29 protein-coding genes and 1 tRNA gene are annotated in these 26,098 nt (G+C 44.5%); 9 read left to right on the forward strand and 21 right to left on the reverse strand.

Annotation, left to right across the window (positions count from 1 at the left end; translation table 11 throughout):
- Window positions 1-138: 138 nt before the first annotated feature.
- Window positions 139-558, reverse strand: a complete 420-nt coding sequence (locus HP548_RS24625) for an organic hydroperoxide resistance protein (RefSeq protein WP_064636540.1) — start codon at window positions 556-558, stop codon at window positions 139-141.
- A gap of 225 nt (window positions 559-783) precedes the next feature.
- Window positions 784-1,980: an NADH-dependent flavin oxidoreductase gene (locus tag HP548_RS24630; protein ID WP_175383130.1), complete on the reverse strand. Its 1,197-nt coding sequence runs from the start codon at window positions 1,978-1,980 to the stop codon at window positions 784-786.
- A 127-nt stretch (window positions 1,981-2,107) separates the two neighbouring features.
- On the opposite strand from HP548_RS24630, the gene HP548_RS24635 reads away from it, so the two are divergent.
- Window positions 2,108-2,443, forward strand: coding sequence for a winged helix-turn-helix transcriptional regulator (locus HP548_RS24635; RefSeq protein ID WP_076288195.1), 336 nt, complete (start codon window positions 2,108-2,110; stop codon window positions 2,441-2,443).
- Between the two features lie 135 nt (window positions 2,444-2,578).
- Here the strand turns inward: HP548_RS24635 and HP548_RS24640 are convergent.
- Window positions 2,579-2,651, reverse strand: a tRNA-Val gene (locus HP548_RS24640).
- A gap of 144 nt (window positions 2,652-2,795) precedes the next feature.
- On the opposite strand from HP548_RS24640, the gene HP548_RS24645 reads away from it, so the two are divergent.
- The 3 genes from HP548_RS24645 to HP548_RS24655 all read left to right on the forward strand — a co-directional run bounded on the left by HP548_RS24645 (window position 2,796) and on the right by HP548_RS24655 (window position 4,077).
- A complete protein-coding gene (locus HP548_RS24645) occupies window positions 2,796-3,050 on the forward strand; it encodes a hypothetical protein (protein WP_175383131.1) in 255 nt (84 codons plus the stop codon).
- 236 nt (window positions 3,051-3,286) lie between these two features.
- A complete protein-coding gene (locus HP548_RS24650; protein WP_076288307.1) occupies window positions 3,287-3,730 on the forward strand; it encodes a GNAT family N-acetyltransferase in 444 nt (147 codons plus the stop codon).
- 110 nt (window positions 3,731-3,840) lie between these two features.
- Window positions 3,841-4,077 carry a DUF3892 domain-containing protein gene (locus tag HP548_RS24655; RefSeq protein WP_076288193.1) on the forward strand — a complete coding sequence of 79 codons (237 nt, stop codon included), beginning with the start codon at window positions 3,841-3,843 and terminating at the stop codon, window positions 4,075-4,077.
- Window positions 4,078-4,138: 61 nt separating this feature from the next.
- On the opposite strand, the gene HP548_RS24660 is transcribed toward HP548_RS24655, so the two are convergent.
- The 4 genes from HP548_RS24660 to HP548_RS24675 form a co-directional block, all read right to left on the reverse strand.
- Window positions 4,139-4,420, reverse strand: coding sequence for a hypothetical protein (locus HP548_RS24660; RefSeq protein WP_076288192.1), 282 nt, complete (start codon window positions 4,418-4,420; stop codon window positions 4,139-4,141).
- Window positions 4,414-4,626: a hypothetical protein gene (locus HP548_RS24665; protein WP_076288191.1), complete on the reverse strand. Its 213-nt coding sequence runs from the start codon at window positions 4,624-4,626 to the stop codon at window positions 4,414-4,416. Before HP548_RS24665 ends, HP548_RS24660 begins: the two co-directional genes overlap by 7 nt.
- A 168-nt stretch (window positions 4,627-4,794) precedes the next feature.
- Window positions 4,795-5,115, reverse strand: coding sequence for a DUF3889 domain-containing protein (locus HP548_RS24670; protein ID WP_076288190.1), 321 nt, complete (start codon window positions 5,113-5,115; stop codon window positions 4,795-4,797).
- A 54-nt stretch (window positions 5,116-5,169) separates the two neighbouring features.
- A complete protein-coding gene (locus HP548_RS24675) occupies window positions 5,170-5,466 on the reverse strand; it encodes a hypothetical protein (protein ID WP_175383132.1) in 297 nt (98 codons plus the stop codon).
- A gap of 229 nt (window positions 5,467-5,695) precedes the next feature.
- Here HP548_RS24675 and HP548_RS24680 point away from each other — a divergent pair, with 229 nt between their 5' ends.
- A complete protein-coding gene (locus HP548_RS24680; protein ID WP_076288188.1) occupies window positions 5,696-6,598 on the forward strand; it encodes a manganese catalase family protein in 903 nt (300 codons plus the stop codon).
- A gap of 111 nt (window positions 6,599-6,709) precedes the next feature.
- On the opposite strand, the gene HP548_RS24685 is transcribed toward HP548_RS24680, so the two are convergent.
- The 4 genes from HP548_RS24685 to HP548_RS24700 form a co-directional block, all read right to left on the reverse strand.
- Window positions 6,710-7,729 carry a VanZ family protein gene (locus tag HP548_RS24685; RefSeq protein WP_246318204.1) on the reverse strand — a complete coding sequence of 340 codons (1,020 nt, stop codon included), beginning with the start codon at window positions 7,727-7,729 and terminating at the stop codon, window positions 6,710-6,712.
- 169 nt (window positions 7,730-7,898) lie between these two features.
- Complete coding sequence (locus HP548_RS24690) at window positions 7,899-8,291, reverse strand: DUF5071 domain-containing protein (RefSeq protein WP_343054939.1); 393 nt, start codon at window positions 8,289-8,291, stop codon at window positions 7,899-7,901.
- A gap of 35 nt (window positions 8,292-8,326) precedes the next feature.
- Entirely contained in the window at window positions 8,327-8,905 is a 579-nt protein-coding gene (locus HP548_RS24695; RefSeq protein ID WP_175383134.1) for a DUF3221 domain-containing protein, read from the reverse strand.
- 103 nt (window positions 8,906-9,008) lie between these two features.
- Window positions 9,009-9,329: a hypothetical protein gene (locus HP548_RS24700; protein WP_175383135.1), complete on the reverse strand. Its 321-nt coding sequence runs from the start codon at window positions 9,327-9,329 to the stop codon at window positions 9,009-9,011.
- 166 nt (window positions 9,330-9,495) lie between these two features.
- Here HP548_RS24700 and HP548_RS24705 point away from each other — a divergent pair, with 166 nt between their 5' ends.
- Both HP548_RS24705 and HP548_RS24710 read left to right on the forward strand, forming a co-directional pair.
- On the forward strand, window positions 9,496-10,491 hold the full coding sequence (locus tag HP548_RS24705) for an ABC transporter substrate-binding protein (protein WP_175383136.1): 996 nt from the start codon (window positions 9,496-9,498) through the stop codon (window positions 10,489-10,491).
- 215 nt (window positions 10,492-10,706) lie between these two features.
- Window positions 10,707-12,500, forward strand: a complete 1,794-nt coding sequence (locus HP548_RS24710) for a helix-turn-helix domain-containing protein (protein WP_175383137.1) — start codon at window positions 10,707-10,709, stop codon at window positions 12,498-12,500.
- 171 nt (window positions 12,501-12,671) lie between these two features.
- Here the strand turns inward: HP548_RS24710 and HP548_RS24715 are convergent, their stop codons facing one another.
- The 4 genes from HP548_RS24715 to HP548_RS24730 all read right to left on the reverse strand — a co-directional run bounded on the left by HP548_RS24715 (window position 12,672) and on the right by HP548_RS24730 (window position 17,498).
- Window positions 12,672-14,387: an ABC transporter ATP-binding protein gene (locus HP548_RS24715; protein WP_099858494.1), complete on the reverse strand. Its 1,716-nt coding sequence runs from the start codon at window positions 14,385-14,387 to the stop codon at window positions 12,672-12,674.
- 44 nt (window positions 14,388-14,431) lie between these two features.
- Window positions 14,432-15,463, reverse strand: a complete 1,032-nt coding sequence (locus HP548_RS24720; protein ID WP_024631187.1) for a FecCD family ABC transporter permease — start codon at window positions 15,461-15,463, stop codon at window positions 14,432-14,434.
- A 2-nt stretch (window positions 15,464-15,465) separates the two neighbouring features.
- Window positions 15,466-16,521 (reverse strand): FecCD family ABC transporter permease, encoded by a 1,056-nt coding sequence (locus HP548_RS24725; protein ID WP_063565538.1) that lies wholly within the window; start codon window positions 16,519-16,521, stop codon window positions 15,466-15,468.
- Between the two features lie 239 nt (window positions 16,522-16,760).
- The gene (locus HP548_RS24730) at window positions 16,761-17,498 is read right to left on the reverse strand and encodes a glycerophosphodiester phosphodiesterase (protein WP_175383138.1); all 738 of its coding nucleotides are present in this window, start codon (window positions 17,496-17,498) and stop codon (window positions 16,761-16,763) included.
- 357 nt (window positions 17,499-17,855) lie between these two features.
- Between HP548_RS24730 and HP548_RS24735 the strand changes: the two genes are divergently transcribed.
- Complete coding sequence (locus HP548_RS24735) at window positions 17,856-18,050, forward strand: hypothetical protein (RefSeq protein ID WP_143764574.1); 195 nt, start codon at window positions 17,856-17,858, stop codon at window positions 18,048-18,050.
- Window positions 18,051-18,222: 172 nt separating this feature from the next.
- Here the strand turns inward: HP548_RS24735 and HP548_RS33120 are convergent, their stop codons facing one another.
- The 5 genes from HP548_RS33120 to HP548_RS24755 all read right to left on the reverse strand — a co-directional run bounded on the left by HP548_RS33120 (window position 18,223) and on the right by HP548_RS24755 (window position 21,916).
- Complete coding sequence (locus HP548_RS33120) at window positions 18,223-18,354, reverse strand: YjcZ family sporulation protein (protein WP_211754062.1); 132 nt, start codon at window positions 18,352-18,354, stop codon at window positions 18,223-18,225.
- Between the two features lie 98 nt (window positions 18,355-18,452).
- Window positions 18,453-19,037, reverse strand: coding sequence for an LOG family protein (locus HP548_RS24740; protein WP_076288178.1), 585 nt, complete (start codon window positions 19,035-19,037; stop codon window positions 18,453-18,455).
- Window positions 19,038-19,354: 317 nt separating this feature from the next.
- The gene (locus HP548_RS24745) at window positions 19,355-19,780 is read right to left on the reverse strand and encodes a hypothetical protein (protein ID WP_125477324.1); all 426 of its coding nucleotides are present in this window, start codon (window positions 19,778-19,780) and stop codon (window positions 19,355-19,357) included.
- A 14-nt stretch (window positions 19,781-19,794) separates the two neighbouring features.
- Window positions 19,795-20,463, reverse strand: a complete 669-nt coding sequence (gene ung / locus HP548_RS24750) for a uracil-DNA glycosylase (protein WP_076288306.1) — start codon at window positions 20,461-20,463, stop codon at window positions 19,795-19,797.
- A gap of 232 nt (window positions 20,464-20,695) precedes the next feature.
- Window positions 20,696-21,916 (reverse strand): MalY/PatB family protein, encoded by a 1,221-nt coding sequence (locus HP548_RS24755; RefSeq protein ID WP_175383417.1) that lies wholly within the window; start codon window positions 21,914-21,916, stop codon window positions 20,696-20,698.
- A 247-nt stretch (window positions 21,917-22,163) separates the two neighbouring features.
- Here HP548_RS24755 and HP548_RS24760 point away from each other — a divergent pair, with 247 nt between their 5' ends.
- Entirely contained in the window at window positions 22,164-22,871 is a 708-nt protein-coding gene (locus tag HP548_RS24760; protein ID WP_175383139.1) for a helix-turn-helix domain-containing protein, read from the forward strand.
- Between the two features lie 155 nt (window positions 22,872-23,026).
- Here HP548_RS24760 and HP548_RS24765 read toward each other — a convergent pair whose 3' ends face one another.
- Window positions 23,027-25,948, reverse strand: coding sequence for an insulinase family protein (locus tag HP548_RS24765; RefSeq protein ID WP_175383140.1), 2,922 nt, complete (start codon window positions 25,946-25,948; stop codon window positions 23,027-23,029).
- Between the last annotated feature and the right edge of the window lie 150 nt (window positions 25,949-26,098).

Here is a 26,098-nt window from a genome sequence, read left to right on the forward strand (position 1 = left end):
GCAAAAAGAATTAAAAACATATCAAAAAACCTCCGATTTCTCGGAGGCCTTCAGTATGTTGAACATTATTTTAGAAAGATGCTTCAGACTTCAATAGTGAAGTCCAGAACAAAACCGTTTTATTCGCCCTGGCAAAGATTAGGCTAGTCCCACGGTAACATTAACGTTCCCTTTGATGCCTTTGGAATATGGGCAGTAGTCATGAGCAAGTTTGACAAATTTCTGTGCTGTCTCTTCATCCAGACCCTCAATTTTAACTTCAAGTTCAACTTCCAGCTTCACACCATTATCCGTAGGGTCCGTTACTAGCATAACTGTAGCCGATACTGTGCTTCTCTCAATTTCGACTTTGTGTTTCTTCAACTGAAACTCCAGCGCTGAATTAAAGCAAGCACTGTATCCTGCTGCAAACAATTGCTCGGGATTCGTAGCTGTCGTTACTTTGCCTCCCAGTTCAGGCGGGGCAGCGACATCAAGCATAAATACGTTATCCGGCGATTGCACAATCCCTTGACGTCCACCTGTATTGATAACTGTAGTTTCGTATAATGTTTTCATGAGTATTGTCTCCTCTGTATGTTTAAATTTTATTTTGTAAAGATGATATCTCTTTTTATTTTGCTAACAATTAGATTGTACACAATTTAATTGTGTTTGTAAATCATTATTATTAAATAAAAAAAACAACCATTCCCTCATGTAAAAGCAGGAAATGGTTGCTCCGGAATTAATAAATAACTATTAATGATCCGAAAGTTGAATCTATCTAGTTTAGTTTAACTTTTACATTTTCTTTTCAAAACCCTCCATCGGTGCAAGTGAATTCTGGTAGTCAGTCCCTTTCTGACTGTCGGTAGTAAAGTGCATGACCTCCCGAAACGAACCTTCCAGATAAGTCTGCATTGCCAAAGGGATACGCAGTTCATCCATATCAGACGGAGAAATTTGGTAACGAATGCTGCCAAGGTCCCCTGCTTTTACCTTCTGTACCCATTTCGGCTCGCGAATCAATTCCCGTCCGAGTGCAGCCAAAGTTGCCCCGGCGTTGATAACTTCTTCTGCGTCTTCCGGCCGCTCAATCGATCCGATACCGATCAGAGGTTTTTTGTGATCCAAAACCCGGACGAATTTAGTTAAGATCGGCTCTTTGTCATCGGGGTGATTTAATGATGTTCGTTTGTAACTTCCCATCGACAGATGAATGTAATCAACTCGCGTGTCTGTCAGAGCCTGGGCAAACGCCAAGGAGTCCTTGAGCTGGATGCCCGGCATATGAATTTCTTCCGGTGAAATCCGATAACCGAGGATGAAAGGTTTATCCGCATGGGCATCGATAACCGATGCAACCTCCTGAATGACTGCCAGCGGAAATCGCATACGATTTTCAAAGCTGCCACCCCACTGATCGGATCGTTGATTGGAATTGACGGAGAAAAATTGCTGCAACAGATACGTATTGGCCCCGTGAAGCTCTACTCCGTCAAAACCAGCTTGTATGGCCCGCAAGGTTGCCCTGCCGAAGTCCTTAATAATGCTTTCGATTTCCTCAGGTGTTAATTCACGCGGCGTCTCCGAGCCGATTGGATGTGCGGCAGCGATTGCACTCGCACTGGTGGGTTGAACACCTCTTAGCGTTTTGGAGTTCGTTTTGCGCCCTGCATGAAAGATTTGCACAATGGCTTTCGTTCCGTCTTTCTGAATGGCACTTGCAATTTTGGACAGTCCTTTGATTGTAGAATCACTTGCGATGGATAGCTCACCTTCGAAGCCTTTTCCCCCTTCAGTTACGTATGCAACACCCGTAATGATCATACCAGGGCCACCAGCCCGTTCGGCATAATAATCGACTTCATCATTGGTAATTGAACCGTCGAAGAAACTGGACATCGTTGTCATCGGTGCCATGACCACTCTATTTTTTAGCGTAAAACCATTCGCAAATGTATAAGGCTGCAAGAAATTACGATTACTATTTTCCATATATATTCTCTCCCTTTATTAGGCTTGTTCGCCCTTGTCTCTGTTTCATGAGTTATTGTATAGTAGGGTGAAAAAAGAGTATAGTATGCACTTAAAAGGTAGATACTATCTAAAAGGAGAGTGGAATATGGAAACTGCTGAGGAAGTAAACGTTAAACCATTTTCACATGCCATGTCCTTGATCGGCGGAAAATGGAAAATGCATATCTTGTTTTGGTTATGGAAAAAAGAAACATTGCGATATGGAGAATTGAAAAGAGCCTTGGAAGGCATTACGCATAAAATGCTAAGCTCTCAGCTGAAAGAATTAGAGGCCGACCAATTAATTATCCGTACAGAGTATCCACAATTACCGCCAAAAGTAGAATACTCTTTGTCTCGTGAAGGATTAACGCTGATGCCTGTGCTGGAAATTCTCTGCGATTGGGGTAAACAGAATCTTGCTGATTTGCAGAAGAGTTAGTGAACGTAGCGCAGCGAAGTATATAGCTTATTTCTTTTAATTTTCGTTCCCAATTGTCCCCCAAGACTTCATCATGTCATCTCAAAAAAACTAAACAAAAGAAAAAAGCCCTTGCTGCGCAAGGACTTTTTGTTATGATCTGTAGTGGGCTCGAACCACTGACCCCTACCCTGTCAAGATAGTGCTCTCCCAGCTGAGCTAACAGATCATGATATCTAATTGTTTTCCAATCAAGTAACAGTATCATACCAAGTAACCGTGTTCATTGTCAATCGTTATATTGGTAATATTTTATTCGAATTGGTGCACAATAAAGGAAAGATTACCATTTTGATGACGAGGTGACTTCCATATGAGGAACATGAAAGAACGTAAACTGCGTTTATTTATCATAGCCAAAAACTTAGCCTGTCTGATTGCGCTTGTTGCATTAATATACGTTTCTGTCGGTTGTAGTTTAGAACGGGATGAACACACTGTACAATTCCAACAGTTGAAAGTACCCAATGAGGTTAATGATGACCTGCCCGTTTGGCTGGATGTGTATTCCAAGTCTGTTGTGCATGACGTTTACTCCCCACAAGGCAATGTTGAAGTCTTCCCCTGAGGAGCATTAAGTCGCATTTCACTCATCTTCGTCCCACTTTTTGGAATATGCCTTCTTGGTCACATAATATAACAAAGCAATCATTCCGGCCGACATCAAAAGTGTGATTGCCATCACTCCCGCCATACCCATGGTTCGCACCTCCTCTCCCAGTATGTTCCAGACTTAACTATACAGGAAAAGCATTTTTTTGTATAATTCAGTCTGATAGCGTAGAGCAGAAAGAAGGTATGGAATTGGCAGCTGAGATTAGTTATGTAACAACTGAAGAACAACTCCAGAAAGCACTGGATATTCGTAATAATGTTTTTGTAATCGAGCAGCAGGTGCCTGCTGACATTGAGATCGATCAATATGATATTATCAGTCCTGATGTGCATCACGTATTGTTGAGTAAAGATGGACAGGCTGTAGCCACGGGGCGCCTGATCTATTACACCAAGGATACCGCCAAGATGCAGCGCATCGCTGTACTCAAATCTCATCGTGCGTTCGGTTATGGACGTGTGTTGCTGTTAGCCATGGAAGAACGGGCACGTGAATTGGGATTAGCCTACTCTGTTTTGGACGCGCAATGCCAGGCGCAGAAGTTCTATGAAAAGCTCGGATATGAAGTGATTTCGGAAGAGCCTTTTTATGATGCAGACATTCTGCATGTTCGTATGCAAAAGAGCTTGTAGATATCCTCTGCGTGCGATATGAAGTTATGTTATGCATACTTTTTTTTGATCCGGACAGGCTAAAGAGGTAACCAGATTCCTATTTGGTCAGATAAGGAGAGTGTGACATCATGGATCAAACGACACGCGAAAGCTTCACAGCAGTTCAAAAAAATGGTGACGGCGATCTGACTGCGTTCCAAACTTCATCTGGACGTGTGCTGGATTACCAACAGGCACTGGCAGAAGTAAAAGCAGGAGCAATTGCAGGTGTGAACGTCTTTAAAGGCAAAGACGGCGAAATGTACATTCGCGGCGACGCAGACGGCGACCCAACCAATAACCTTGATCAACTTCCTATCTTCTAATAGATGTTACGATGCCTAACAAGGCGCCAATCCGGCATTCCGGGTTGGCGTTTTTTACGTTTTAATATTCGGTAAAATATTTCACGGCATCGCCAGCAGGCTGGCTTTTGCGAATGGGTTGTGGTGCCTGCTCCCATGCTTGCAAAATGAGTATACCTTCCAGCGTAGACTTGTTCTCCCATACAATATGCTGCCTGCGCTCAAGCTCCAGCAGTGACTCATGAATGAACGCCTTGCTTCTTCCCGTCTTATTCTCCAGCTCATCCATTCGTGGCACTCTGCGCCGCTGGCCTGCATAATTCACAATTATACGCAAAATTTTGCGTTCAAAATCATTCAGCATATTTCTTCCTTCCCTTCCTTATGGAGTACGGGACGCCATGCCAGAATACCTTGTTCCAGAAATGTTCGGGGTGACCCCTCTTTTCCTGCGGATGCTCTAATCTTCCCTTCCCGTACACTGTTGATTCGAATCTGCCGCTGTGTAATATGCCCTGCACGATCCATGTAGACGAGCTCCACCATCTGACCAATATATTTCCCTAGCATAATCATCCCTCCAATAAGAACATGTGTTTGTTTTATTATTATATGCGAACATAAGTTCTTTATTCAATAACTAAAAAAAGGATTTTTTGAAATAAAAAAACCAGACTCACTCCCTTTCATAGGGAAGTCTGGTTCCTATCTTGCCTTGCTATGCAGATCATCTTCAGTTTAACGTCGATCCGATTCCGTGAATTGTACTTTTTTCAGCTGCTGGGTAGACGGGTTAAAATCAACATTCACAAATACAGCAAATTGTTTACCGTCTTTATTACGTACCCATAACTTGAACTGTTCACGGGACTGGTCTGCTGTTAACGAAGTGCGGCCAATATGTTTGTAATCCAAAATGTCCACGTTGTACTTGGTTTGTGTTTCTTTCACTGCAATGATTCCCCACTTCGCATAATCCGGAATCGCAGTTGCTGAACTGGTTGTTAGTCCACTTAAACTTAGTACCACTGTCATTAGGGCTACGATGAGCATTCTCATTTCATTCACTCCTTGGGGCAATGTTTACGTTAGCCTGCCCTGTAGAAGTTTATTTTACACCAGTAGACGAATGATAAACGTAATCGGTTGCTGGAGCGATTGAATCGTACTGATCGCCATCTTATACCGTTTTATTGGTGATTTGAAGCTTATCCCCCAGTCACCATCCAATAAAAGATTTCGCGGTGGTGGATCTTCCAGCTTTTCCAAACCGTACTTTTCTATCAGCTTGTCTTTTCTTTGTTGATCCAACTCACTCGAATAATTTGCATATGCTGCCGTCACATCGCTACATCCAAAAACGACAAGCAGGAGGACACCCCATCCCATCATAATCCAACTTTTGCGCACTCTCAGTTTCTCCTTCATTAATTCAGATAATGACTACCATACTTAACTTCATTCGTCCTGATTGTACATAAATAACACGGGATTGGAAATAACAAATGTAGACTCAATTACATACGCCTTAAGCCTCATTTGCAAAATTATGGGTTTAGCGTATTCGATAAACGTGTAATAGGCCATGACAGCATCACTTCATTATTCTGAGCAATCATTTCGAGGAGGTTACACCCGAATGTTCAAACGTATGGATGAAATCGCAATTGAAATCCCAAATGTCGAGAGACCGGACCCGAATGCAGCAGCAGCGATACAAGAATTGCTGGGTGGTAAATTCGGAGAGATGTCAACGTTGAACAATTACCTCTATCAATCGTTTAATTTTCGTTCCAAAGAAAAATTGAAACCCTTCTACGATCTGGTGATGAGTATCACCGCCGAAGAATTGGGTCATGTAGAGCTTGTGTCTCATGGCATTAACAAATGCCTCAGAGGTTCCACTGAGTACAAAGAGCCTGACGATACACCACTTGGTTCCGTGAAGGATGCGCGTCTCTCCTATCATTTCCTGGCTGGCGCACAGGGAGCAATGCCTTTCGACTCCATGGGCAATCCCTGGACAGGAGCCAATGTCTTCAACAGCGGTAATCTGGTTGAAGATCTATTGCATAACTTTTTCCTCGAATGCGGAGCACGTACACATAAAATGAAAGTTTATGAAATGACCGATCACCCTGCAGCCCGGGCAGTTGTTGGCTATTTGCTGGTACGTGGTGGTGTGCATGTGGTCGCTTATGCTAAAGCGCTTGAAATCGCAACCGGAGTGAATGTAACCAAATTGGTGCCGATTCCATCCCTGAGCAACAAATCCTTTAACGAAGCGTGGAAATACGAAGAAAAAGGCCTACACACCAAGCTGTATACCTATAGTGATAAAGACTTTACTGCGATCAGTCAGATCTGGAAAGGGACACACCCTGAAGATGGACAACCGCTGGAAGTCATTCAAGGCGTCCCTGAAGGATACCCGATTCCGGAAGCTCCTGCAGTGGAAGAAGAATTCGCACCAGGTATTTCGCAGGAAGACTTTCAGGAAATTGCACGTCGTCTGAAGATGGCAGGAAATATTGCGGATTAAGGAAGCTTTATTGTAGTGGATGTATTAGTTGTTGTTGATATGGCATGAAAATGGATTAAGCCCTCGGATCTTGCTGCTTCAGTGGCAGGATCGAGGGCTATTATTGATATATTAAAACATGGATTTAATGCTGTTGATGAACTTTTGCCCTGTGTTTGACTCTGTCAGTGTAATGTCCCACATCACTATATTGGTCACCGGATTTGAACCATCGGATATTACTTTTATAGTCAGTTCATTAACTCCCTTTAACGGAGTTTGAAAAGAGTCAGGATGGTTCTCCCCACTGTTTGCTGATACAACCAAAGAATAAATTTCTGTGCCATCGGCGATAAAGCTTATTGTTATAATCTCATGGCTTGCTCTTCGGACAACATCGTCCGGTATAGCGAAATAACCTTTCATATTTTTGTATTTTTGATTTAAGAGATATGAAAACTCATTCGTTTTTTGTTTTTCTCTACTGTACAGATTGATTTGAGGCTCGACATTGGTTTGGCCTACTGTAAAACTAGAGAGTTCTTCATCCCATACTACAGCCCCATCGCTCGAAACAATTTCATTCAGTGCAACGCTTTTTCCGTCAACGTTATCTAAATAATGATTGAGGCCGCCAACAACAGTGATCGTACCTATTGAAAAAATAATCGCTGTCAGGAAGATTCGAATGAGTCCTTTTAATGTATTCCGATGATGCTTTACTAACCGCTGTGCTCCATATCCAACGGCAGCCCCTAAAGTATTAATCAGGATATCGTCTATATCAAACGCACCTAAACGGGAAATCATTTGCAATGTCTCTAACATCGTAATACAGAGAATGAATATGCTGATAAAGCGAATAAACCCACAGCGAAAGAGGAGCGGAATGACCATCCCGAAGGGGATGAATGCTACAAAGTTCCCCATTTCAAAAAACCATATCTTAAAATCTCTCCCCATTGGAAAATGTAAAGGAATTCCTTCAGGGGTTAAGCTGTATCGCCAGCCCTGATCAGGACTGGCCGAGCTTCTATCGAAGCCCAGGAATAAGAAATACAATGTTAAACAAGTATACAGAGATAACAATACAATGATGAATTTTCTTGACTTTCCTTGATACAAAATAAAAATCACACCTTCTTTTTTCAATAAACTTCCACACTATTAAATCATTCCTACACTACAATCTGCAGGACTCACGTTGCTCCTTGATTTCTTGGTAACCCTGAAAGGTTGTGCCGTTCAAGGTTGTTTGCACTGCTGCTTCGTATGAACTATTCTGAATCACAAAATGAAAAATACGCTTCTTATTGGCTTGTTATTGTATTTTTTTCAGCAATGATACTATAACCTCATCCAATTCCTCAAACATCTCATCCTCTGTAGGATTTTTCAAAATTCTTTCCAAATCAACCTTCAAAACTATTAGATATCGCGAAGGCAATCTACTGATTAAACCAGTAAGCATAAAATATTCCCACTGTGGATCTTTTGTTTTAAATACATTTTGAATATGAGGAATAAGTTCTTCTCCAAATCTTAAAAGTAAATCTTCTACGGATCTGGCAATGGGCCAATTCCCATCTTGCAACCACTCCATAAGCTCAGGAATGATATCTCTCAACTCTTCATTACTTAATTCACTTAACTTACGCACCGCTTCATAATCATGTTTGTCGCGGGGAAGCCATTCTCTAACATTCAGACCTATCTCCTCTTTTCATCCAACATTGAATTCCTAGATCCTTACTCCTGCTCCGATACTGGCTCAATGTCTTCTACTTTTACTTCAATCTGATCCTGAGTATCCGTCGTTGACATTGCATCTCGCATACGAATGGTCCATGTTCCTATATGCTTATCGAAATCAACATTCTCAATTACAGGAATACGTACTTGCTCTCCGTCTGATGAGTACAATCCAGCCCGGATGGCATCCTCCTCACTCATATGAGCTCCATCTGGATTGGCCGGGCAAGATACAGCAATCGTTTCCGCTCTGGCCTGCCCGGGATAGGGCTGATTTTCCGGGCTGCCATCCGTCCAAATCTCAACATAGGAGCCGATCTGCGGATTAGGCGCATTGGAGAACCATTTTGCCGGATAATACCGACTTTCTCCTTTGTTCGCACCGAAGTCTTCATATGCAGGATCAACCACTAGAATAGAATTGCCATCGCGGGCAACCACATAACCAGTGAATCCATCTTCACTTGGTGTATTCGCTTGAGTTTGCACTGAATTACAATCGATATGTCTTGAACATCCAGTAAGGCATACGATCAGGATTGAGAGCGATATCAGAACTCGATGAAGATGGGACATATGTAAATCCCCCTTATTTAAACCTATTTCTAATTTCAACGTTCAATATATGCTTATAGTTGCATGCGAACATAGGTTTATCATAAACATGAGGGCAACAAAATCACTTCTTTCTGTACTGCTTATACCCATACCTTCCCCAGATCACTAATGCTACACACAACAAAATTGCACAGTATCCCCAGGTAAAAAACAGAGCGAGCCCCAAGCCGATATTAGCCCCTATATAGCCTCCACGTAACTCCGTATATAACGCATAACCCAATGGGACACTGCCTACAACAAAAAGTCCGATGAACCACCCGCCCCAACGTTTGGAAACAGATCCCCCTCTATCTCTATCTTTGGAATTCTTTTGTACGCCTTGAACCAGGATAATCAGCAATAAAATCAATACTAACCAGGTTATGAAAATATAGAACATAGCGATTGTCTCCTCTCTTCACTTTCTTCTATTTTTGTACAAAGGTTTTCCGCCTGTTTGTCCATTGTACTGCCATCCCGCTTTCGATAAACTGATCACATTCGAACTAAATTGATAATGATTATCATTATCCAATAAGTAACCAGTTACGGGAGGAACCCAAACGATGAAAGCAACACGTAAGCTCGGTACCCTTACACTCATGATTACCCTGATTGGAGCACTGTTATCAGCCTGTGGTAGCCAAGCAGAACCATCCACTACAACCGCTGAAGCAAAATCAGGTGAGTCTACCACCTCAACTCAAGCGGAGTCCGGACAAAGTGAAACCAAAAGTTACACCGACTCCCTGGGCCACACGGTAGAGATTCCGGTTAACGCAAAACGCATTATTTTCACAGGCAGTGATCTTGGAGACTTGCTCGCCCTGGATGTTAAACCTGTAGGAGCGGCCCTGGGGATCATTGGTGACCAGATCGCGTATCCCGAATTACTGGATGGCATTGAAGATGTAGGCGACTTGCAAGGTGATTTGGAGAAAATCACTTCACTAAGTCCTGATTTGATCCTGTTGGATGCTGGCGGCAGTTATTATGAAGAGAACCAATATACCTTGTTGTCGAAGATTGCTCCGACAGTAACCTATGACCGTCTGTCAACCAATGAACGTGTGAAAGTCTTCGGTGACATTCTGGGGAAAGAGCAGGCCGCCGAGGACTGGATCGAAACCTATGCAGAGCAATTCGAGCAAGTACGCAATCAGCTTGATTTGCCCACAGGTGTTACCGCATCCGTCTTTCTCCAGCTTGGCAAAGACATGTACGTAATGGGCAACAGCGCACTTGCCGAAACGGTGTATGATACATTGCAGTTTACCCCTGCTCCCAAAGTAAAAGAATCCCTGATTGATAAAAATGAACCATTTGCCAATATCTCCAGCGAGCTGCTGCCGGAATTTGCAGGAGAATACTTGTTTGTGCTCACGGATCTGTCAGAGGAAGAGCGGAATAACAGTGACTCCATCATGACGACCGATATCTGGAAGTCCATCCCGGCTGTCAAAAAAAATAAAGTCTACTATCTTAATACCAAATGGAACTTTGATGATCCAATTACCAAAGAACGACTGATGGACGAGCTGCCTTCAATACTAGGTAAATAACACAACCATTCCCGAAGCGTGATGTTCCTCTGGATAAATCATTTTCCACAGCAACATGAACTGCAGAAATACTATTGCCCTCCACTTATGACCGGAGCATTCCCTGGACACAGGAGCCCTCCGGTTATTTGCCATTGAAAAAAAACGATTCTTTATATACAATCAACTATAATTGATAACTATTCTCAATAAATACGCCATGAAAAGAGGATTCCGTGTTGAGACGACCGGCCCAGAATACTTCGGAACTTCTGTCTTTATCCTATGCCAACTCTCGATCCCATTTGCTCAGCAATCTGCTGACATCAAACAACTCCTCCGTTTTTGAAAAGCATTCTCTGCTCTCGTTTACATCGGGAAAAGGAACTTTATATATACAGGACATCCCTGTGCCCGTCAAAAAGGGAACCACCTTGCTCCTGCATCCCCGGACTCGGATTCAATTAACCGGCGACGAACAGTTAGACGGAATCCATATCTCTTTTGACGTATTTGCCAGAGGCTGCAATCAACCAGCAACTGCTTTGAACAGTCTTTTTCCTTACGGGCAACCGATTCCTATTCGGCCGTTCGCTCAATATGTTCATTTGCTTGAACAACATGCTGGATTGGAAGAGTACACATCAGATGAGCTGCAACAGTTCAGACAACAGATTATTGTACAGGAATTGATCGTGCTTTTGCTGGAAAACGCCCAGACCGTTCGCAAAAATCCCCATCCGGATGAATCAGTGCGTGCCACCATTCAATATATCGGGCAACATTATACCGAATCACTTACAGTTGAACAACTTGCAACACAAGCCGGTATGGCACGTTCACAATATAGTTCACGCTTCCAGAGCATAACGGGGTATAAACCGCTGGACTATATTACCCGGTTACGAATCGAACAGGCCAAAACCCTGTTGATGCGTACAGATGATCCTTTACGAGAGATCGCTCGCAGTGTAGGGTTCAGCGATGAGTACTATTTCAATCGGCGATTCAGCCAGATGACGGGATGTTCACCCAAACAATATGTTCGTCAGCATCGCAGCGACAGAAGTTTTATATCCACCTGGAACGCATCTATAACTTCTCCTGACACTCGCTCGGAAAACCTATGGCCTGCTCCTCCCGTACAGGCACTATCTGACTCAGAGCATGCAGCTGTTCCATCCTTTCCATCGACTCAACCCGTTGCTGATCACCTTGTGCTTGTGCCATCCAAATCGACATCACACTCTCCCAAAATTGTCACAATGGGCAGTATGGTCGGACACATACTGACACTGGGCATTCGACCTGTTGGCGCAGAGCTCACCATTATCCGTCATCAAGTCGTGTACCGGAATCAATTACAGCTGATTGAAGATGTCGGTGTGATCAACAGTGCTTCGGTTATTGCAGGTCTGGAGCCTGACCTTATTATCTATGAGCATCGATCAGATGCGATGAAAGAATTGCTTGAACAGGTGGCGCCAACACTAACGATTAATCCAGCAAGTAATACCGCCGAGCAGCTGCGCTGTATTGCGAAGCACGTGGGTGAAGAGCAGAGAGCGGAACAATGGATTGCTCATTATGAAGAGAAACACGAACAGATGTGGAGACGGCTGGGCAGAAAAACCGGAACGGAAGAATCAGCCACTGTACTGCTTGATTTGGAAGGAGAATGGTATGTCATGGGGATTCAGGGATTTCCACTAACACTCTATCATCCTCTTGGGTTCACCCCTCCCGAGAGAGTGGCCTCACTGATGAAGAACCAGGTTCGGTTTCTCCAAATTCAGAAGCATGAACTTGCTGATTATGCAGGTGACCGCCTTTTCGTATTAACCTCCAGCCCCCGTCGTCATGACGCCCATCTGCGACAACTTCTCGAACAGACCAGCTGGGCTGATTTACCTGCCTCAGTCCGTGCACACACGTATACGACAAACGCAAAATGGAACTTCGATGACCCAATCACCAGAGATCGTTTGCTCAAAGTCATGCCACGTATTTTAAAGCATCCACTAACTTAGATACGTAAACGTAATTTGCTGCTCCCGCCAACAGGCATAACGTGATATAAAAAAATACAAAAAAAAAAAAAAAAACGCCTTCGCTTACTCAGGATAATGAGTAGATGAAGGCGTTAATTTTTAATTTATATACAGCTTTCTTATATTGCTTCCACAAACGCTCAGTTACGTTCAGGCACCAAACTGTGCATAATGCAGACGGCTGTATACTCCACCCGCTTGAAGCAACTCTTCATGTCTGCCCTGCTCCGTGATCCCCTGTTCGGCAACAACAATAATACGATCCGCATTTTTGATCGTAGCCAATCTGTGGGCAATAACCAGGGTAGTCCGTCCTTCGGACAATTCCGCAAGGGATTGCTGGATCGCCGCTTCTGTCTCCGTATCCAATGCAGATGTAGCTTCGTCCAAAATTAGAATCGGAGGATTTTTCAGGAACATACGCGCAATGGACAAACGCTGTTTCTGTCCGCCGGACAGTTTCACACCGCGTTCACCAATTAACGTATCCATTCCTTCCGGCATGGAAGTGATCAGTGTTTCCATCTGTGCACGACGAGCTGCCATCCAGATTTCTTCTTCTGTTGCATCCAGCTTGCCATACGCGATATTCTCACGAACTGTTCCATCGAACAGGAACACGTCCTGCTGAACAATTCCGATCTGACTGCGCAATGAATCCAGCGTCATGTCTTGAATCTCCTGACCATCGATCGTGATGCGACCTTCCAGCACATCATAGAAACGAGGCAGCAGACTGCACAGCGTTGTTTTCCCTGCACCGGATGGTCCTACAAGGGCCACGGTTTCGCCGGCGTGAATATTCAGATCAATCCCTTTAAGAACAGGCTCCTGGTCCGAATAGCCAAAGGTCACCTGCTCATAACGGATATCTCCACGCAGATGAGATACTGTAGTGGCACCCGGTCGATCTTCAACGTCCGGCTCCATATCGAGCAATTCCGTATAACGTTTGAAACCTGCAATCCCTTTTGGATACGTCTCAATAACGGAATTGATCTTCTGAATGGGTGTAAGAAACACATTGGACAGCATAATAAATGCAATAAACTGACCGTAGCTCATACTGCCATTAATAACAAACCATGTGCCACATACCAGCACAAAGAGGGATACCAGCTTCATCAGCATATAACTGATGGAAGAGTTCCAGGCCATGATTTTGTACGCGATCAGTTTGGTCTGACGGAAACGGCTGTTGTTTACAGCGAATTGTGCTTTTTCATGCTCTTCATTAGCAAAAGCCTGAACCACGCGAATACCACTTACATTGTTTTCTACACGTGCATTGAAATCTGCTATATCCCCGAACATTCGGCTAAATGCCTTGGACATCTTGCTGCCAAAATACAAGGATAGATAAATAATGAGCGGCACGATGATAAATGTTAACACGGCCAGATTTCCGTTAATGCTCATCATGATGCTGAATGCACCGATCAGCGTCATTACTGCGATAAATACATCCTCCGGACCATGATGGGCAATCTCGCCAATATCCATGAGGTCATTGGTCATACGAGAGACTAGGTGTCCGGTTTTGGTATTGTCAAAGAAACGGAATGATAACTTCTGTACGTGATTAAAGAGCGCTTTACGCATATCGGTCTCGATGTTAATACCAAGTTTATGTCCCCAGTATGTAACAACAAAGTTGAGGAACGAGTTTAAAAGATAGATCGCGAGCAGGGCAAGACATGCCCATAATATCCAGTCCCAGCGTCCCCCTGGCAAAAGGTCATCCACGACTCTATTAACTGCCAGCGGAAAGGCTAGTTCCAGCAGAGCTACGAAAATCGCGCAGCTAAAGTCCAGAATGAACAGCTTTTTGTAAGGCCTGTAATAGGCAAAGAAACGGCGAAGCATGGACTGAAGTCCTCCTTATAGCAACCATACCACATGATTGCTTTCTATTTCGTTTTGCTCAAGAGATACAGGAAGTACGGGGCACCAATGATGGCAACCAGAATACCTGCTGGAATCTCTGAAGGCTGCAAAATTACGCGTCCCAGCGTATCTGCAACAAGCACGAGCAATGATCCGACTAATGCAGATGCAGGCAAAAGGAACTGATGTTTTGGTCCCACGAGACGACGTGCCAGGTGTGGGCCGATTAGACCCACAAAACCAATGCCGCCACTGACGGATACACATGATCCGGCCAGTCCCACGGCAGCAGCCAGCAGGATCAGTCTTTCACGCTCCACTGGTGCGCCGAGACCACTCGCTGTTTGATCACCCAGGTTCAGTACATTGAGCACACGGGCTTTATACAGAACAAGCGGCACAAGGACAATGAGAAACGGCAACAACGCCGTTACGAATTTCCAGTTGGAACCCCAGATGCTACCTGCCATCCAGGTGGCCACAAATTGATACTTCTCCGGACTGAGCCGAAGTGTTAGTACGATCATGGCTGAGCTGATTCCTGCCGCTACACCAATCCCTGTAAGCAACATGCGCGTAGGCATGAGACCTTCTCCCTTTTTGTAAGAGAGCACATAAATCAAAAATGCAGCAAACGTTGCACCGATCAGAGCCAGGATTGGCAGCAAAAATACGGGAGCCGCCGTTGTTGTCGGGAAGAAGGAAACAAACAACATAACAACCAATCCGGCTCCAGCGTTGATACCGAGAATTCCTGGATCAGCCAGAGGATTTCGGGATACCCCCTGTAGAATACAACCGGATAGCGCAAGTCCCGCACCAACCAGAACTGAAATGACGATACGCGGCAAACGGAATTCAAACAAGATCAGTTCCTGCTTAGCAGTCCCACCGCCAAACAAGGTCCGCATAACCTCAAGCGGAGAAAGCCGAGTGAACCCTGTATTCATACTGATAATAAAAGCCGTAATAATCAACGCACCAAGCACAATCATGACAATGGTGCTTTTTGTTCTCTTTTTGCGTTCTGCTCCAACCAGAGTTGAGGATTCCATCGTTACAGAGTCCTCCTTTCTTTACGCGCCAGATAGAGGAAGAAAGGTACCCCAATTAGGGCAACCAAGGCGCCAATTGGCGTCTCATATGGCGGGTTAATCATACGTGCAGCCAGATCCGCGAATACGAGCAGCAGACTGCCCATCACTGCGGAACATGGAATAATCCAGCGATAATCGACCCCAACCAATTTACGTGTCAGATGGGGAATGATAAGACCTACAAAACCAACAGCACCCACCACGGACACGGCTGTACCCGCGAGGATCAGTACAACAATCAGACCAACCAGCTTGATCAAGCCAGTACGTTGACCCAATCCAACGGCGATATCTTCTCCCAAGCTAAGCAGCGTAATGGAACGAGAGATAATAATCCCTGCAATAAGCGCCGCCAAAACCCAAGGGAACATGACCTCTAACTGGGACCACTTCGTCCCGGCTACGCCGCCAGCTGTCCAGAAAGCGAGGTCTTGTCCAATTTTGAAATACAGTGCAATCCCTTCACTGAGTGCTGATAACATCGCAGACACTGCCGCCCCCGCCAGAACGAGCCGGAGAGGTGTAAGTCCGGATTTGGAAGCTGCACCGAAACCGTAGACCAACAGAACCCCAAGTCCTGCACCAACGAAGGAGTACAGAATGATATACATATATGGCATGCCTGGGAAAAAGGCAAAGCAGACAGCAAGCGCAAATCCCGCGCCAGCATTCAGTCCGAGTAAACCGGAATCTGCCAGCGGGTTACGGGTCATCCCCTGCATAATAGCACCGGCTACTGCGAAGCAGGCGCCCACCATCGCTCCCCCAAGAATACGAGGTAACCGAATCTCCCATATGATCTGATGCGGAGTCAGTTCAGGATTAAAGTTAAAAATGGCCTCCCATACAACGCCCAGCTTAATATCTGCGGCACCAAACGAAATGGATAACGCCATACCCAGCGCGAGCAGCAGAATCCCCCCGGTCAGGATCAATGTGGCAGCCCAGGGACGAGTGTGGATTTTGGCTGTCGGTGATTCCGTAGGTTGACTTGCCGGTGAAACTTTCGAACTCATATGCCCCCACCCTTGTTATGAGTGGTGTAGACAAATCCTATGTACATAACATTCACCTCTCTATTAATACAAAACTGATATTGATATTGATTCTCATTCCCATAGACCATTGTATGTCAACTAACTGTCGCTGGCAATGGACAAATGGGACATGTTTATTGCATAAATGAATTTTTGTACTAAAAAAAGCTGCATGGAGTATAAGAACTCCAATGCAGCACCTTGGTTATTAAAATGAATTAACGACTATGCACCGCAATCAATGCTGCCAGTACATCAGGCACATCCGTAATGATTCCCATTACACCCATGTCGATCAGTTCCTGCATCTGGGCAGGATCATTCACCGTGAACGGATGTGTTGCAATTTCCTGAGTCAGTGCAGCAGCAACTTCTTCTTGTGTTACAGCCAGCTTGTAGGGATGCAGAGCAGAAGCTTCCAGTTTGGCCGCATAATCATATGGGCGGTACAGCTTTTCCATATATAGAATTGCTGTGCGAATTTCCGGGGCAAGACGTTTGCATCTCACTAGCGAAGCATGATTGAAGCTGGACAGAATAACCTGTTGTTCCATGTCCCAATCCCGAATCGCTTGTATCAACTTTTCTTCCATTCCTTTATAACTAACAATACCATTTTTCAATTCCAGGTTAAGTAAAATGTCTTTTCCCCGAACCAGATCAAATAATTCTTCCAAAGATGGAATGCGTTCTCCAGCAAAATCGGCATGGAACCAAGCTCCTGCGTCAAGAGTACGCAATTCTTCAATTGATTTATCCTTGACCCAGCCTTCTGCTCCAGCAGTGCGACTTAACGTCTCATCATGTATCAGTACAAGTCTACCATCACTGGAAAGCTGGACATCTGTTTCAATGCCTGTTGCTCCAAGCTGCAAACTGCGTTCAAAGGCCACCATCGTATTCTCGGGACATACGGCGGATGCTCCCCTATGGGCAATATTTTCAAATTTTTTCATTCCAGCGCCTCCTGAGTTCAACATTAACTCTATGATTATCACTATAAACGCAGTTTGTCATACCTGTATTAACAGAGCGTTTAATTGTATGCTCTGTCCGTGTATAGGGCAACATCTTGGGGGCTGGGGATTCACTCATTTTGTGAACTCAATCTGTAACGCAGACATAATATAGTATCAGTCATAGACAACTGCACTCCGCTGTAAGGAGGTCGCCCATTGAAACCCCTAACGAAGAATAGATCTGTATCTTCCCAATCTTCCTCCAAAAAAGCTCCCTTACCCAGAATTTCTGCCAAAAGCAGATCCGGCAAACCCAGCAGCAAAACAAGAACGCCCCCCGGACCACGCCAATACATGAAAAAGGCATCCGTTCGAGGGCTGTCTGTTCCCGACAAAACAAGTAATCAATCATCTGTTATTAATGAACAGAGTCAACTGGATAAGTTGGCTTTTATCGCTGCCATCCTTGCTCTTATTGCGGCTGCTATTGGACTATACATTGCCTGGAGAACACTCAGTTTGCCGGGTGATACTGTGGTAACGGTCTAACCTCTCTTGCCCTGCTCTGTCTCTCTTTTCCCTAGAGGCGGAGTTCTTTTTTTGCAGACAAAAAAACCGTTCCCCTGAGACGCCGACCGTACCGACGTCTCTTTGGAAAGGCCATTTCTTCACCGGGCATTGCTTCAGCAACTATGTCACTGTCCCGGAATGGCTGACCGAATTACAGTACGAATGTACGAGAGATGATAACGAGCAGGATGAACAACACCAGAATCGCGCCTGTTGATGTCCATGCTCCACCGCCAAAGCCGCCGTATCCGTAACCGTAACCTGTGCCTTTGATTTCGCTCATGAGTGACACTCCCCTCTTTTAAGAAAGTACACTATAGACTATGTTTGGAGAGGGAACTTGCTTGGGCACATCGGAAAGTTTTCCACTGGAGCGGGTAGTTACTTATCCTGAAGCTGAGACCACTTCTGGGTCAATTGTGCCGGAATATAGGAGGACATCCGGTTCAACAGTTCAGCCGGATCAGATTCAAGACTCCATAGACTGAGATGTGAAGTATTGGAGAATCCTTCATGCACGCTGTGCTCAACCATTTTCATCAACGGCTCATAATATCCGTTTACATTTAACAAACCGACGGGTTTACGATGAATGCCAATTTGTGCCCAGCAAAGAACCTCAAATAGTTCTTCAAATGTACCCATACCACCAGGAAGAGCCACAAATCCGTCGGATAGTTCAGCCATCGTTGCCTTGCGTTCATGCATCGTTCCCACTTCAATCAGCTGCGTAAGACCTCCATGTACGACCTCTCCTCGGAACAATCCAGTTGGCATGACACCAATTACTTCTCCACCTTGCTCCAGAGCAGCATCCGCGACTGCACCCATTAATCCCATACATGAACCGCCATAGACGAGTGCGTACCCATTATCGGCGATCTGTTTACCCAATTTAATAGCCTGCTGTGTGTAATCGGGGTGATTTCCCGGGTTGGAGCCTGCAAAAACACATATACGTTTCAATGGGTTTCACTCCTTCTCATGATCTTTTAGATTGAACTTAAGAATATTTACACTTGCCACTTCGATGACACGCTCTACGTTCTCGTGTAAATGTTTAGTTCAATTTATCTATTTTAATAATATATAACATGAATGTTATGGGTATGTACAACAGGTTAACAGAACCAATAGACAAAAAAACACCCGACCGTTTGCAGCCGGCCGGGCTCCCATAATTAGTACACATCATTTAGAAGGGGTTGTTAATGTTTACTATAAAGGTCGAACATTAAATCCATATGATCTTTGCATGAAATGAATATTAAATATCAATGGACTTATCGTATTCCACGCCGTGAGCGTACCACAAACATATGCTTGTCCTTGCGAAGTATCCGGCCGTCTGCAAGCTCAACCTGATCATCATCATGACGTATAATCGTTGTGGATAATGCTACAATTTTGGCCCGACGCCAAATCATAACCTGTGATTTGAAATAGATGGCATTTTCAAATTGCACGGCCTTTTTCATCACATATCCAACCTTATGCACCTCGGATCGCGCTTTTTTCAAGGGAAGGCTCTCTTCAGGCAGAGGCCGGATCATTGCGATATTGTCGAACGATACCTTGATCCGCTTGGGTCCGATTCGTACACAATCCGCTTCTTCATCCCACTCGACCAGCGTTCCTTTCAGTGGCTCTCGTATGCCGGTTGCACGATATACGGCTACTTTCCGTCCTACCCAATGTCGCAATGCCATCGCCCCCCGTTTGTCTAGTTTTCCGGTATCGTCCAATCAATCGGTTCAATACCTTTGGAGGTCAAAAATTCATTGGCTTTGGAAAAAGGACGACTGCCCAGGAAACCACGATGTGCTGCAAGCGGACTTGGATGCGTAGACTCCAACACCAGGTGTTTATCCCGGTTAATGAATGCCCCTTTCTTCTGGGCATGACTGCCCCAAAGCATAAATACCATCGGTTCTGAACGTTCATTCAATGCCCGGATAACAGCGTCTGTAAACGTCTGCCATCCCAGTCCCTGATGGGAGTTTGGCTGTCCTTCCCGTACCGTCAGAACCGCATTAAGCAGCAGCACGCCCTGCTCTGCCCAATGAACCAGCGATCCGTGATTCGGAATCGGCAGACCCAGATCCGCGTGAAGCTCCTTATATATATTTTTCAAAGAAGGAGGAATGCGCACCCCCGGTCTGACCGAGAAACTTAATCCTTGAGCTTGACCTGCTCCGTGATAAGGGTCCTGACCGATTATAACGGCCTTGACCTTATGATACGGGGTCAGTTTAAGAGCCGAGAACAAATCTTCCTTGGGTGGAAAAATGGTCTGTGTTTTGTACTCGGCGGCGAGTGCATAACGAATGTTGTTGAAATACTCGGCTTCAGTCTCTTCCTGAAGTACCGTGTCCCAATCATTTTCAAACATATGTAAAGGCTCCTTTCCCTGATGAATACATATCCGTGCAGTCCACATAACGAACTGCCACCTGCGTGAGCCGCATCCTACGACTCATAGACTATCCACCATTTTAACATAACCGGGGACAGCAGACCAGAAGTGTACATCAGGGGATAGGTTACCTGTATAACTAACGTTATCTCAGAGTGACAATGGAATAGCTAACGCTGCAAATTGATGGGCTTTGATTCTGTACTTTTCAGACTTGAACGGGTACGCCTTCATCTTTATTGACCAATAGAGTGCTTATTCTTCTAAGTCCCTCTTCAAGAACCGAACGCGGACATGCCAAGTTTAGACGGATACACCCGCCTCCATTAGCTACAAACATATGCCCATCTTCAAGTAATACCCCCGCTTGTTCAGCGAAAAATAAAGGCAGGTTTACATTTGAGGGGATGTATGCCGTAATATCAATCCATGCCAGATACGTAGCATCCGGAATATGAAAGACTGCCTGTGGCAGATAACGCTTCACATATTGATCCACAACGGCAAAATTGTCATCGAGATACGTTTTCAACTGCTTCAGCCATTCGTCGCCATGTTCGTAAGCGGCTTGAGTCGCTGCAATGCTCAACGGATTTTTGAATCCATAATGCCGTTTCTGCCAGATCGTTCGAAGTCCTTCATTTGCAATAATCACGTTGGAGAACATTAGGCCCGCCATGTTGAACGTTTTGCTTGGAGACATACAGGTAATGATTCGATCCGTATCCGGGAACAGCTTGGCAAGAGGTGTATGCTTCTTACCTGTACGCAGCAAATCACAGTGAATTTCATCCGATATTACCCACACGTTATGGTTCAGACAGATCTCACCCACACGTTGTAACTCTTCTGTTGACCATACGCGTCCAGACGGATTATGCGGATTGCAAAAAATACATAACGTGACTTGTTCATCACTGGCTTTGGCTTCAAAATCTGCAAAGTCTATTGAATAATGTCCCTGCTCGTTGATCAAATCTGAGCAAACTAGTTCAAGATGATTATGCTCTGCAGCCGATTTAAAATAACCATAGGAGGGTGTCACAATCAACACCTTTTCATTCGGTTTGCAAATATATTCAACTAATTCATATAGAGCAGGAATGATCCCATGTGATGTCTCCAGATACTCCTTGGGAAAAGACCAGTCGTAGTATCTGTTCATCCAGTTGGAGACAGCTTCGTAGTATGCCGGATCGAACACCTGGGAGTACCCCATAATTTTCCGGTCCAAACGTTCTTTAACTGCTTCCCGTATTTCGGGAGGTGTGGCAAACTCCATATCTGCAATCCACATGCGAATAAACTCTTCATCCTTAAAGGGAAATTTCATATCTTCTGTTGCATTAAAAATATATTGACGGAAACCATCCGTATTCATGGCATTGGTTCCTGTGCGATCAATAATCTCATCAAAATCATATTTCATAGCCTTCTGCGCCTCTTTCTCTCTGTTCTCCATCCTGGGATGAGGTTCTGGTAGTCACATTATTTCATGGCTTAGAAGTTACATCAAACATAATACAATCTATTCAGAAGAAACAAATTGATCTTAATGTTTCTTCTGAATAGGTATTTTCATGAAAAAAGTGTTATATTTTTCGTATAGATTGATTTTACCAAGGGGTTTCACCTTTTCTCATATTCTTAAGAAACTTAAAAGAAGGAGATCCGATATGAACACCATCAACAAAGAAGTGGGCAAGAAAATCCGTAATTTTCGCAAATGGAAAGGATTAACGGTTCAGCAGCTGGCGGATCAGATTCACAAAAGTAAAGCTACTCTGTCCAAATATGAGAGCGGTGATATTACACTTGATGTGGTCACGCTGCATCAAATTGCTGATTCATTGAACATTCAGGTGGAGCAGCTGCTGTATATCGAGCCCAAGCAAGCCTCTCCCCTCATGAATACCGTACCGTCCAGCTTTTTCAAAAATTCCACACGGTTTTATTCGTATTTTTATGACGGGCGCAATAACAGCCTCATCCGTTGTGTCATTGACATGATGGCACAGTCGGACGCGAATCGTTATCGAACCGTGATGTATATGAACGTCAAGAATTTTGAGAATTATCAGGAATGCGAAAATATGTATTGGGGCCACACCGAGCATTACGACACACTCACCACGCTCATTCTAAAAAATCAGGCTACACCGCTGGAGAATCTGTATATTAACATCCTGGCATCTTTTCAGGAATCCGAGAAAAAGTGGGGGTTGATGGCAGGCGTTTCCTTCCGTCCCTTTATGCCCATCGCTTTGAAAATGTTATTCTCTCGAACACCCCTGCCTGAGAATCAGGACTTATATAACGAACTGAAAATGTCTAAGGAAGATCTGCGCACGTTAAAGATCTATAATATGCTCGCCGTCACCTAAATTTTCAACAGATGCTGATCCATCAGAGTGGATTAGAAGAGAACCGCCTGTATAACAAGAAAAGGGCGACAGTTATAAGCTATTACAGCTCATAAAAGCGCCCTTTGGGATCAGATGTTTATTACTTCACACTTCGACTTTGATGCATTATTCGATTAGTTCTTGATCAAATCAAGAGTTTCGTCAAATAATTGCTTCTGGTCTTCAATCTTGTTTTCATTACCGATAACACAGCGCTGCTGCTGTTCTAATATGGCGGATACCACTTCCGCAAAACCTACAATGTCACTTTCTGTTGTGCTTAGCACTTCATCCCGTTCTTTCTGAAGATCGGCTTCGGTGACATTAGACAGGTAACATTCCAGAGAGAATGATCCTTCGCCATAAGGCGTTCTTGGTGTATCGAGGTCCTGGATGGCGCCAATGATATATCTCGTCATTTCCCGTGTATCTGCTTTGAAATCCTTCAGGTATTGCGGCATCTCTTCATATACCTTGTATGTTTTTTCGAGATTCGGGTCGCGGTACGATGCTACATAACTGTCTCCGTTACGTCTGAAACCTGACATGCAGCCGTATGCTCCGCCTTTGGCTCTGATATTGTTCCACAAGTAATCCAGAGATAGAATCCCCTGCAAGACACGCAGCGAGCCGGTGTACGAATACCCTTTATCGATATAATTACCTGTTTGAACGACATATTGGACTTCAGATGGAGATCTGAATCCTTCTTTGTGATGCACAGGTGTAAATGCCTCTTTTTCTTTGGCAACGTCCTGGGTGAACAGCTTCGCTTTCAAATCGGATACCTGTTTCTCCAAGCCCGCATACCCCTGATCATCTGCAGTGTAACTTACAAGCAAGTTTTCCGGTCTGAAAATAAAGCTAGTCAACGATTGAAGGCTGATCGACAGTTCTTCTTTTCTTGCCTCAAAGTTCGCTTGAAGCTCCTCAAGCCACTGGTAAAAAGCGATGCCGCTAACCGCTTCCCTGAAGTTTGCGACAGCCGAATGTTTAGAGGTAGAACGGCCAATTCCCGCTGAATGCCCTCCGCTGATCAGATTGCGCTGCAAGTTGCCTTTCAACTGGGCAATAATTTCATATAAACGCTTCGAATCATCAAATTTGGACGTAAACACAATTTCTTTGATCATGTCAAAAGCAAATCCAAGTTTGTCATACAGTACTTTGGCGTTGAATTCATACGTAGCCTTGAAATCACGGTGTTCATGCGCGTTTGCATACGTGCCGATGCCACTATGAATGCCCCCGGAATGAATGTGAATTTCATTCGACAATTCATTAAATGAGAAATTCTGAGTGTCGACGTAACCGAGCACACTTTTCAGCAATCCAACATACGGCAGCAAACGCCGTGGGACTTCCTTAATATCGAACAACAGTCTCAGATAACCGATTCCATTCGTATAGATGTTATGGTGCAGTACCGTTGTACCTTCGACCTGATTTACCGTCTGATACAGCGTGGATGCTTTCGGTTCAATATCCTCTATCGACAACGTCGGAATCACCTGCTGTTGTTCCTTGGTTGACGGTGCATTCTGGTACTCGGCGAGAGCCTCGGTTCTCTGAATGAGCTGCTGAATCTCTTCCTGACTCAGTCCCGCCTGAACTGATTTCAGATGTGCTTTCAGTGCTTCCTCTTTGCGTGCGTTCAATCCTTTATCCGGCGTGACAGCAACGAAAGAAGTATGTGTATTTTTCAATAAATACGTATCAATCAACTTCTCAAAGTAACCCTCGGTCATCTTCGTTCTGAGCTCGGCGAATACGTCATTTGCTTCCAAATGAGTAAATGGCGCATCGACATCATACAGCCAGCTTTGCAATGAGGAGAAACCGTAGATTAATCCTTTGGGCATTCTTCCATAATCCGCTTCGCGGTGGTTGAACTCATAGGAATTGATACCTGCGAGCACCGCTTTTGGATCAAAACCTTCCTTCACCACACGCTCAAGCACCTCTTTTACCGTCCCCAGAAAATCTTCTTTGCTTGCCAGATTACTCTTCTTCAATCCAACGGTAAACACGGGCTGATACAGGCTGTCATCATACGTACCATACACATCTTTTGCAATGCCCTTATCCAGCAAAGCCTGCTTTAAAACCGCTCCTGGAGCGTTAAGCAGTGCATACAGCAAAATTTGAAACGAGATGTTTAATTCCTTGTCCAGACTTGTTCCAATAACCGCATTATAGGTCAAAAAGCTGTTATCCACTTCTGATTCGGTACTTCCGGCAGAATATGTCTTAACTGCGTCCACTCTTTGTCCGAATGCAGGCTGGAGCTGAATGGCAGAATCAATCTCAATTCGATCATACTCACTCAGATAGTTTTCATCTAACCACTGCAATTTCTCTTCCATATCCATATCCCCATACAAATAAATGAAGCTATTGGACGGATGATAGTATCTGGAGTGGAAATCCAGCAAGCCTTGATACGTCAGATCGGGAATGGCATCGGGAAATCCGCCTGATTCACAGGAATATGTAGTATCCGGGAAAAGTGAATTCAGGACTTCTCTGCGCACAATCCGTTCCGGGGAAGAAAACGCACCCTTCATCTCGTTATATACAACGCCGTTATAGGTTAGCTCATCTTCAGCTGAGGTCAGGTTGTAATTCCAACCCTCCTGCAGAAATATTTTTTCATTATCATAAATATTTGTGTGGAGTACCGCATCCAGATAAATATCCATCAGGTTATGGAAGTCATGATCATTCCGGCTTGCAATCGGATAAATCGTTTTATCTGGATATGTCATCGCATTCAGAAATGTATTAAGAGAACCCTTCAGCAATTCAACAAAGGAATCCTTAGCCGGAAATTTCTTGGAGCCACAAAGTACGGAATGCTCTAGAATGTGAGCTACACCTGTATTGTCTTCCGGAGGAGTACGGAAACCGATACTGAACACTTTATTATCATCCTGATTGGATAAGAGTACAATTTTGGCTCCGGATTTCTGATGTTCCAGGAGATACGCATCTGACTTCAACTCTTCGATTCTACGTTCCTGTAGCACCTTATAGGGCTTAAGCTGTTTCAACATGGGTCGAGTCCTCCGTCCATTAAATTGTTTAGTTTGTTATGCAACCTTGAGTTATTCAAGTTCAAAGTTAAAGGTAATTTATGCCTACGGATAGTATACACCATCGATCCTGGGAATTCATAATGGGCAGCCCCATAGGCGTCATCTGAT

It is taken from the genome of Paenibacillus taichungensis (assembly GCF_013359905.1).
In the GTDB taxonomy this organism is placed as follows: domain Bacteria; phylum Bacillota; class Bacilli; order Paenibacillales; family Paenibacillaceae; genus Paenibacillus; species Paenibacillus taichungensis.

Bases quoted from the DNA above. Each gene is read 5' to 3' on its own strand.
- HP548_RS24625 (WP_064636540.1), bottom strand. From the start codon at position 558: ATGAAAACATTATACGAAACTACAGTTATCAATACAGGTGGACGTCAA.
- HP548_RS24630 (WP_175383130.1), bottom strand. From the start codon at position 1,980: ATGGAAAATAGTAATCGTAATTTCTTGCAGCCTTATACATTTGCGAAT.
- HP548_RS24635 (WP_076288195.1), top strand. From the start codon at position 2,108: ATGGAAACTGCTGAGGAAGTAAACGTTAAACCATTTTCACATGCCATG.
- HP548_RS24645 (WP_175383131.1), top strand. From the start codon at position 2,796: ATGAGGAACATGAAAGAACGTAAACTGCGTTTATTTATCATAGCCAAA.
- HP548_RS24655 (WP_076288193.1), top strand. From the start codon at position 3,841: ATGGATCAAACGACACGCGAAAGCTTCACAGCAGTTCAAAAAAATGGT.
- HP548_RS24660 (WP_076288192.1), bottom strand. From the start codon at position 4,420: ATGCTGAATGATTTTGAACGCAAAATTTTGCGTATAATTGTGAATTAT.
- HP548_RS24665 (WP_076288191.1), bottom strand. From the start codon at position 4,626: ATGCTAGGGAAATATATTGGTCAGATGGTGGAGCTCGTCTACATGGAT.
- HP548_RS24670 (WP_076288190.1), bottom strand. From the start codon at position 5,115: ATGAGAATGCTCATCGTAGCCCTAATGACAGTGGTACTAAGTTTAAGT.
- HP548_RS24680 (WP_076288188.1), top strand. From the start codon at position 5,696: ATGTTCAAACGTATGGATGAAATCGCAATTGAAATCCCAAATGTCGAG.
- HP548_RS24695 (WP_175383134.1), bottom strand. From the start codon at position 8,905: ATGTCCCATCTTCATCGAGTTCTGATATCGCTCTCAATCCTGATCGTA.
- HP548_RS24700 (WP_175383135.1), bottom strand. From the start codon at position 9,329: ATGTTCTATATTTTCATAACCTGGTTAGTATTGATTTTATTGCTGATT.
- HP548_RS24705 (WP_175383136.1), top strand. From the start codon at position 9,496: ATGAAAGCAACACGTAAGCTCGGTACCCTTACACTCATGATTACCCTG.
- HP548_RS24715 (WP_099858494.1), bottom strand. From the start codon at position 14,387: ATGCTTCGCCGTTTCTTTGCCTATTACAGGCCTTACAAAAAGCTGTTC.
- HP548_RS24720 (WP_024631187.1), bottom strand. From the start codon at position 15,463: ATGGAATCCTCAACTCTGGTTGGAGCAGAACGCAAAAAGAGAACAAAA.
- HP548_RS24725 (WP_063565538.1), bottom strand. From the start codon at position 16,521: ATGAGTTCGAAAGTTTCACCGGCAAGTCAACCTACGGAATCACCGACA.
- HP548_RS24730 (WP_175383138.1), bottom strand. From the start codon at position 17,498: ATGAAAAAATTTGAAAATATTGCCCATAGGGGAGCATCCGCCGTATGT.
- HP548_RS24735 (WP_143764574.1), top strand. From the start codon at position 17,856: ATGAAAAAGGCATCCGTTCGAGGGCTGTCTGTTCCCGACAAAACAAGT.
- HP548_RS33120 (WP_211754062.1), bottom strand. From the start codon at position 18,354: ATGAGCGAAATCAAAGGCACAGGTTACGGTTACGGATACGGCGGCTTT.
- HP548_RS24745 (WP_125477324.1), bottom strand. From the start codon at position 19,780: ATGGCATTGCGACATTGGGTAGGACGGAAAGTAGCCGTATATCGTGCA.
- ung (WP_076288306.1), bottom strand. From the start codon at position 20,463: ATGTTTGAAAATGATTGGGACACGGTACTTCAGGAAGAGACTGAAGCC.
- HP548_RS24755 (WP_175383417.1), bottom strand. From the start codon at position 21,916: ATGAAATATGATTTTGATGAGATTATTGATCGCACAGGAACCAATGCC.
- HP548_RS24760 (WP_175383139.1), top strand. From the start codon at position 22,164: ATGAACACCATCAACAAAGAAGTGGGCAAGAAAATCCGTAATTTTCGC.
- HP548_RS24765 (WP_175383140.1), bottom strand. From the start codon at position 25,948: ATGTTGAAACAGCTTAAGCCCTATAAGGTGCTACAGGAACGTAGAATC.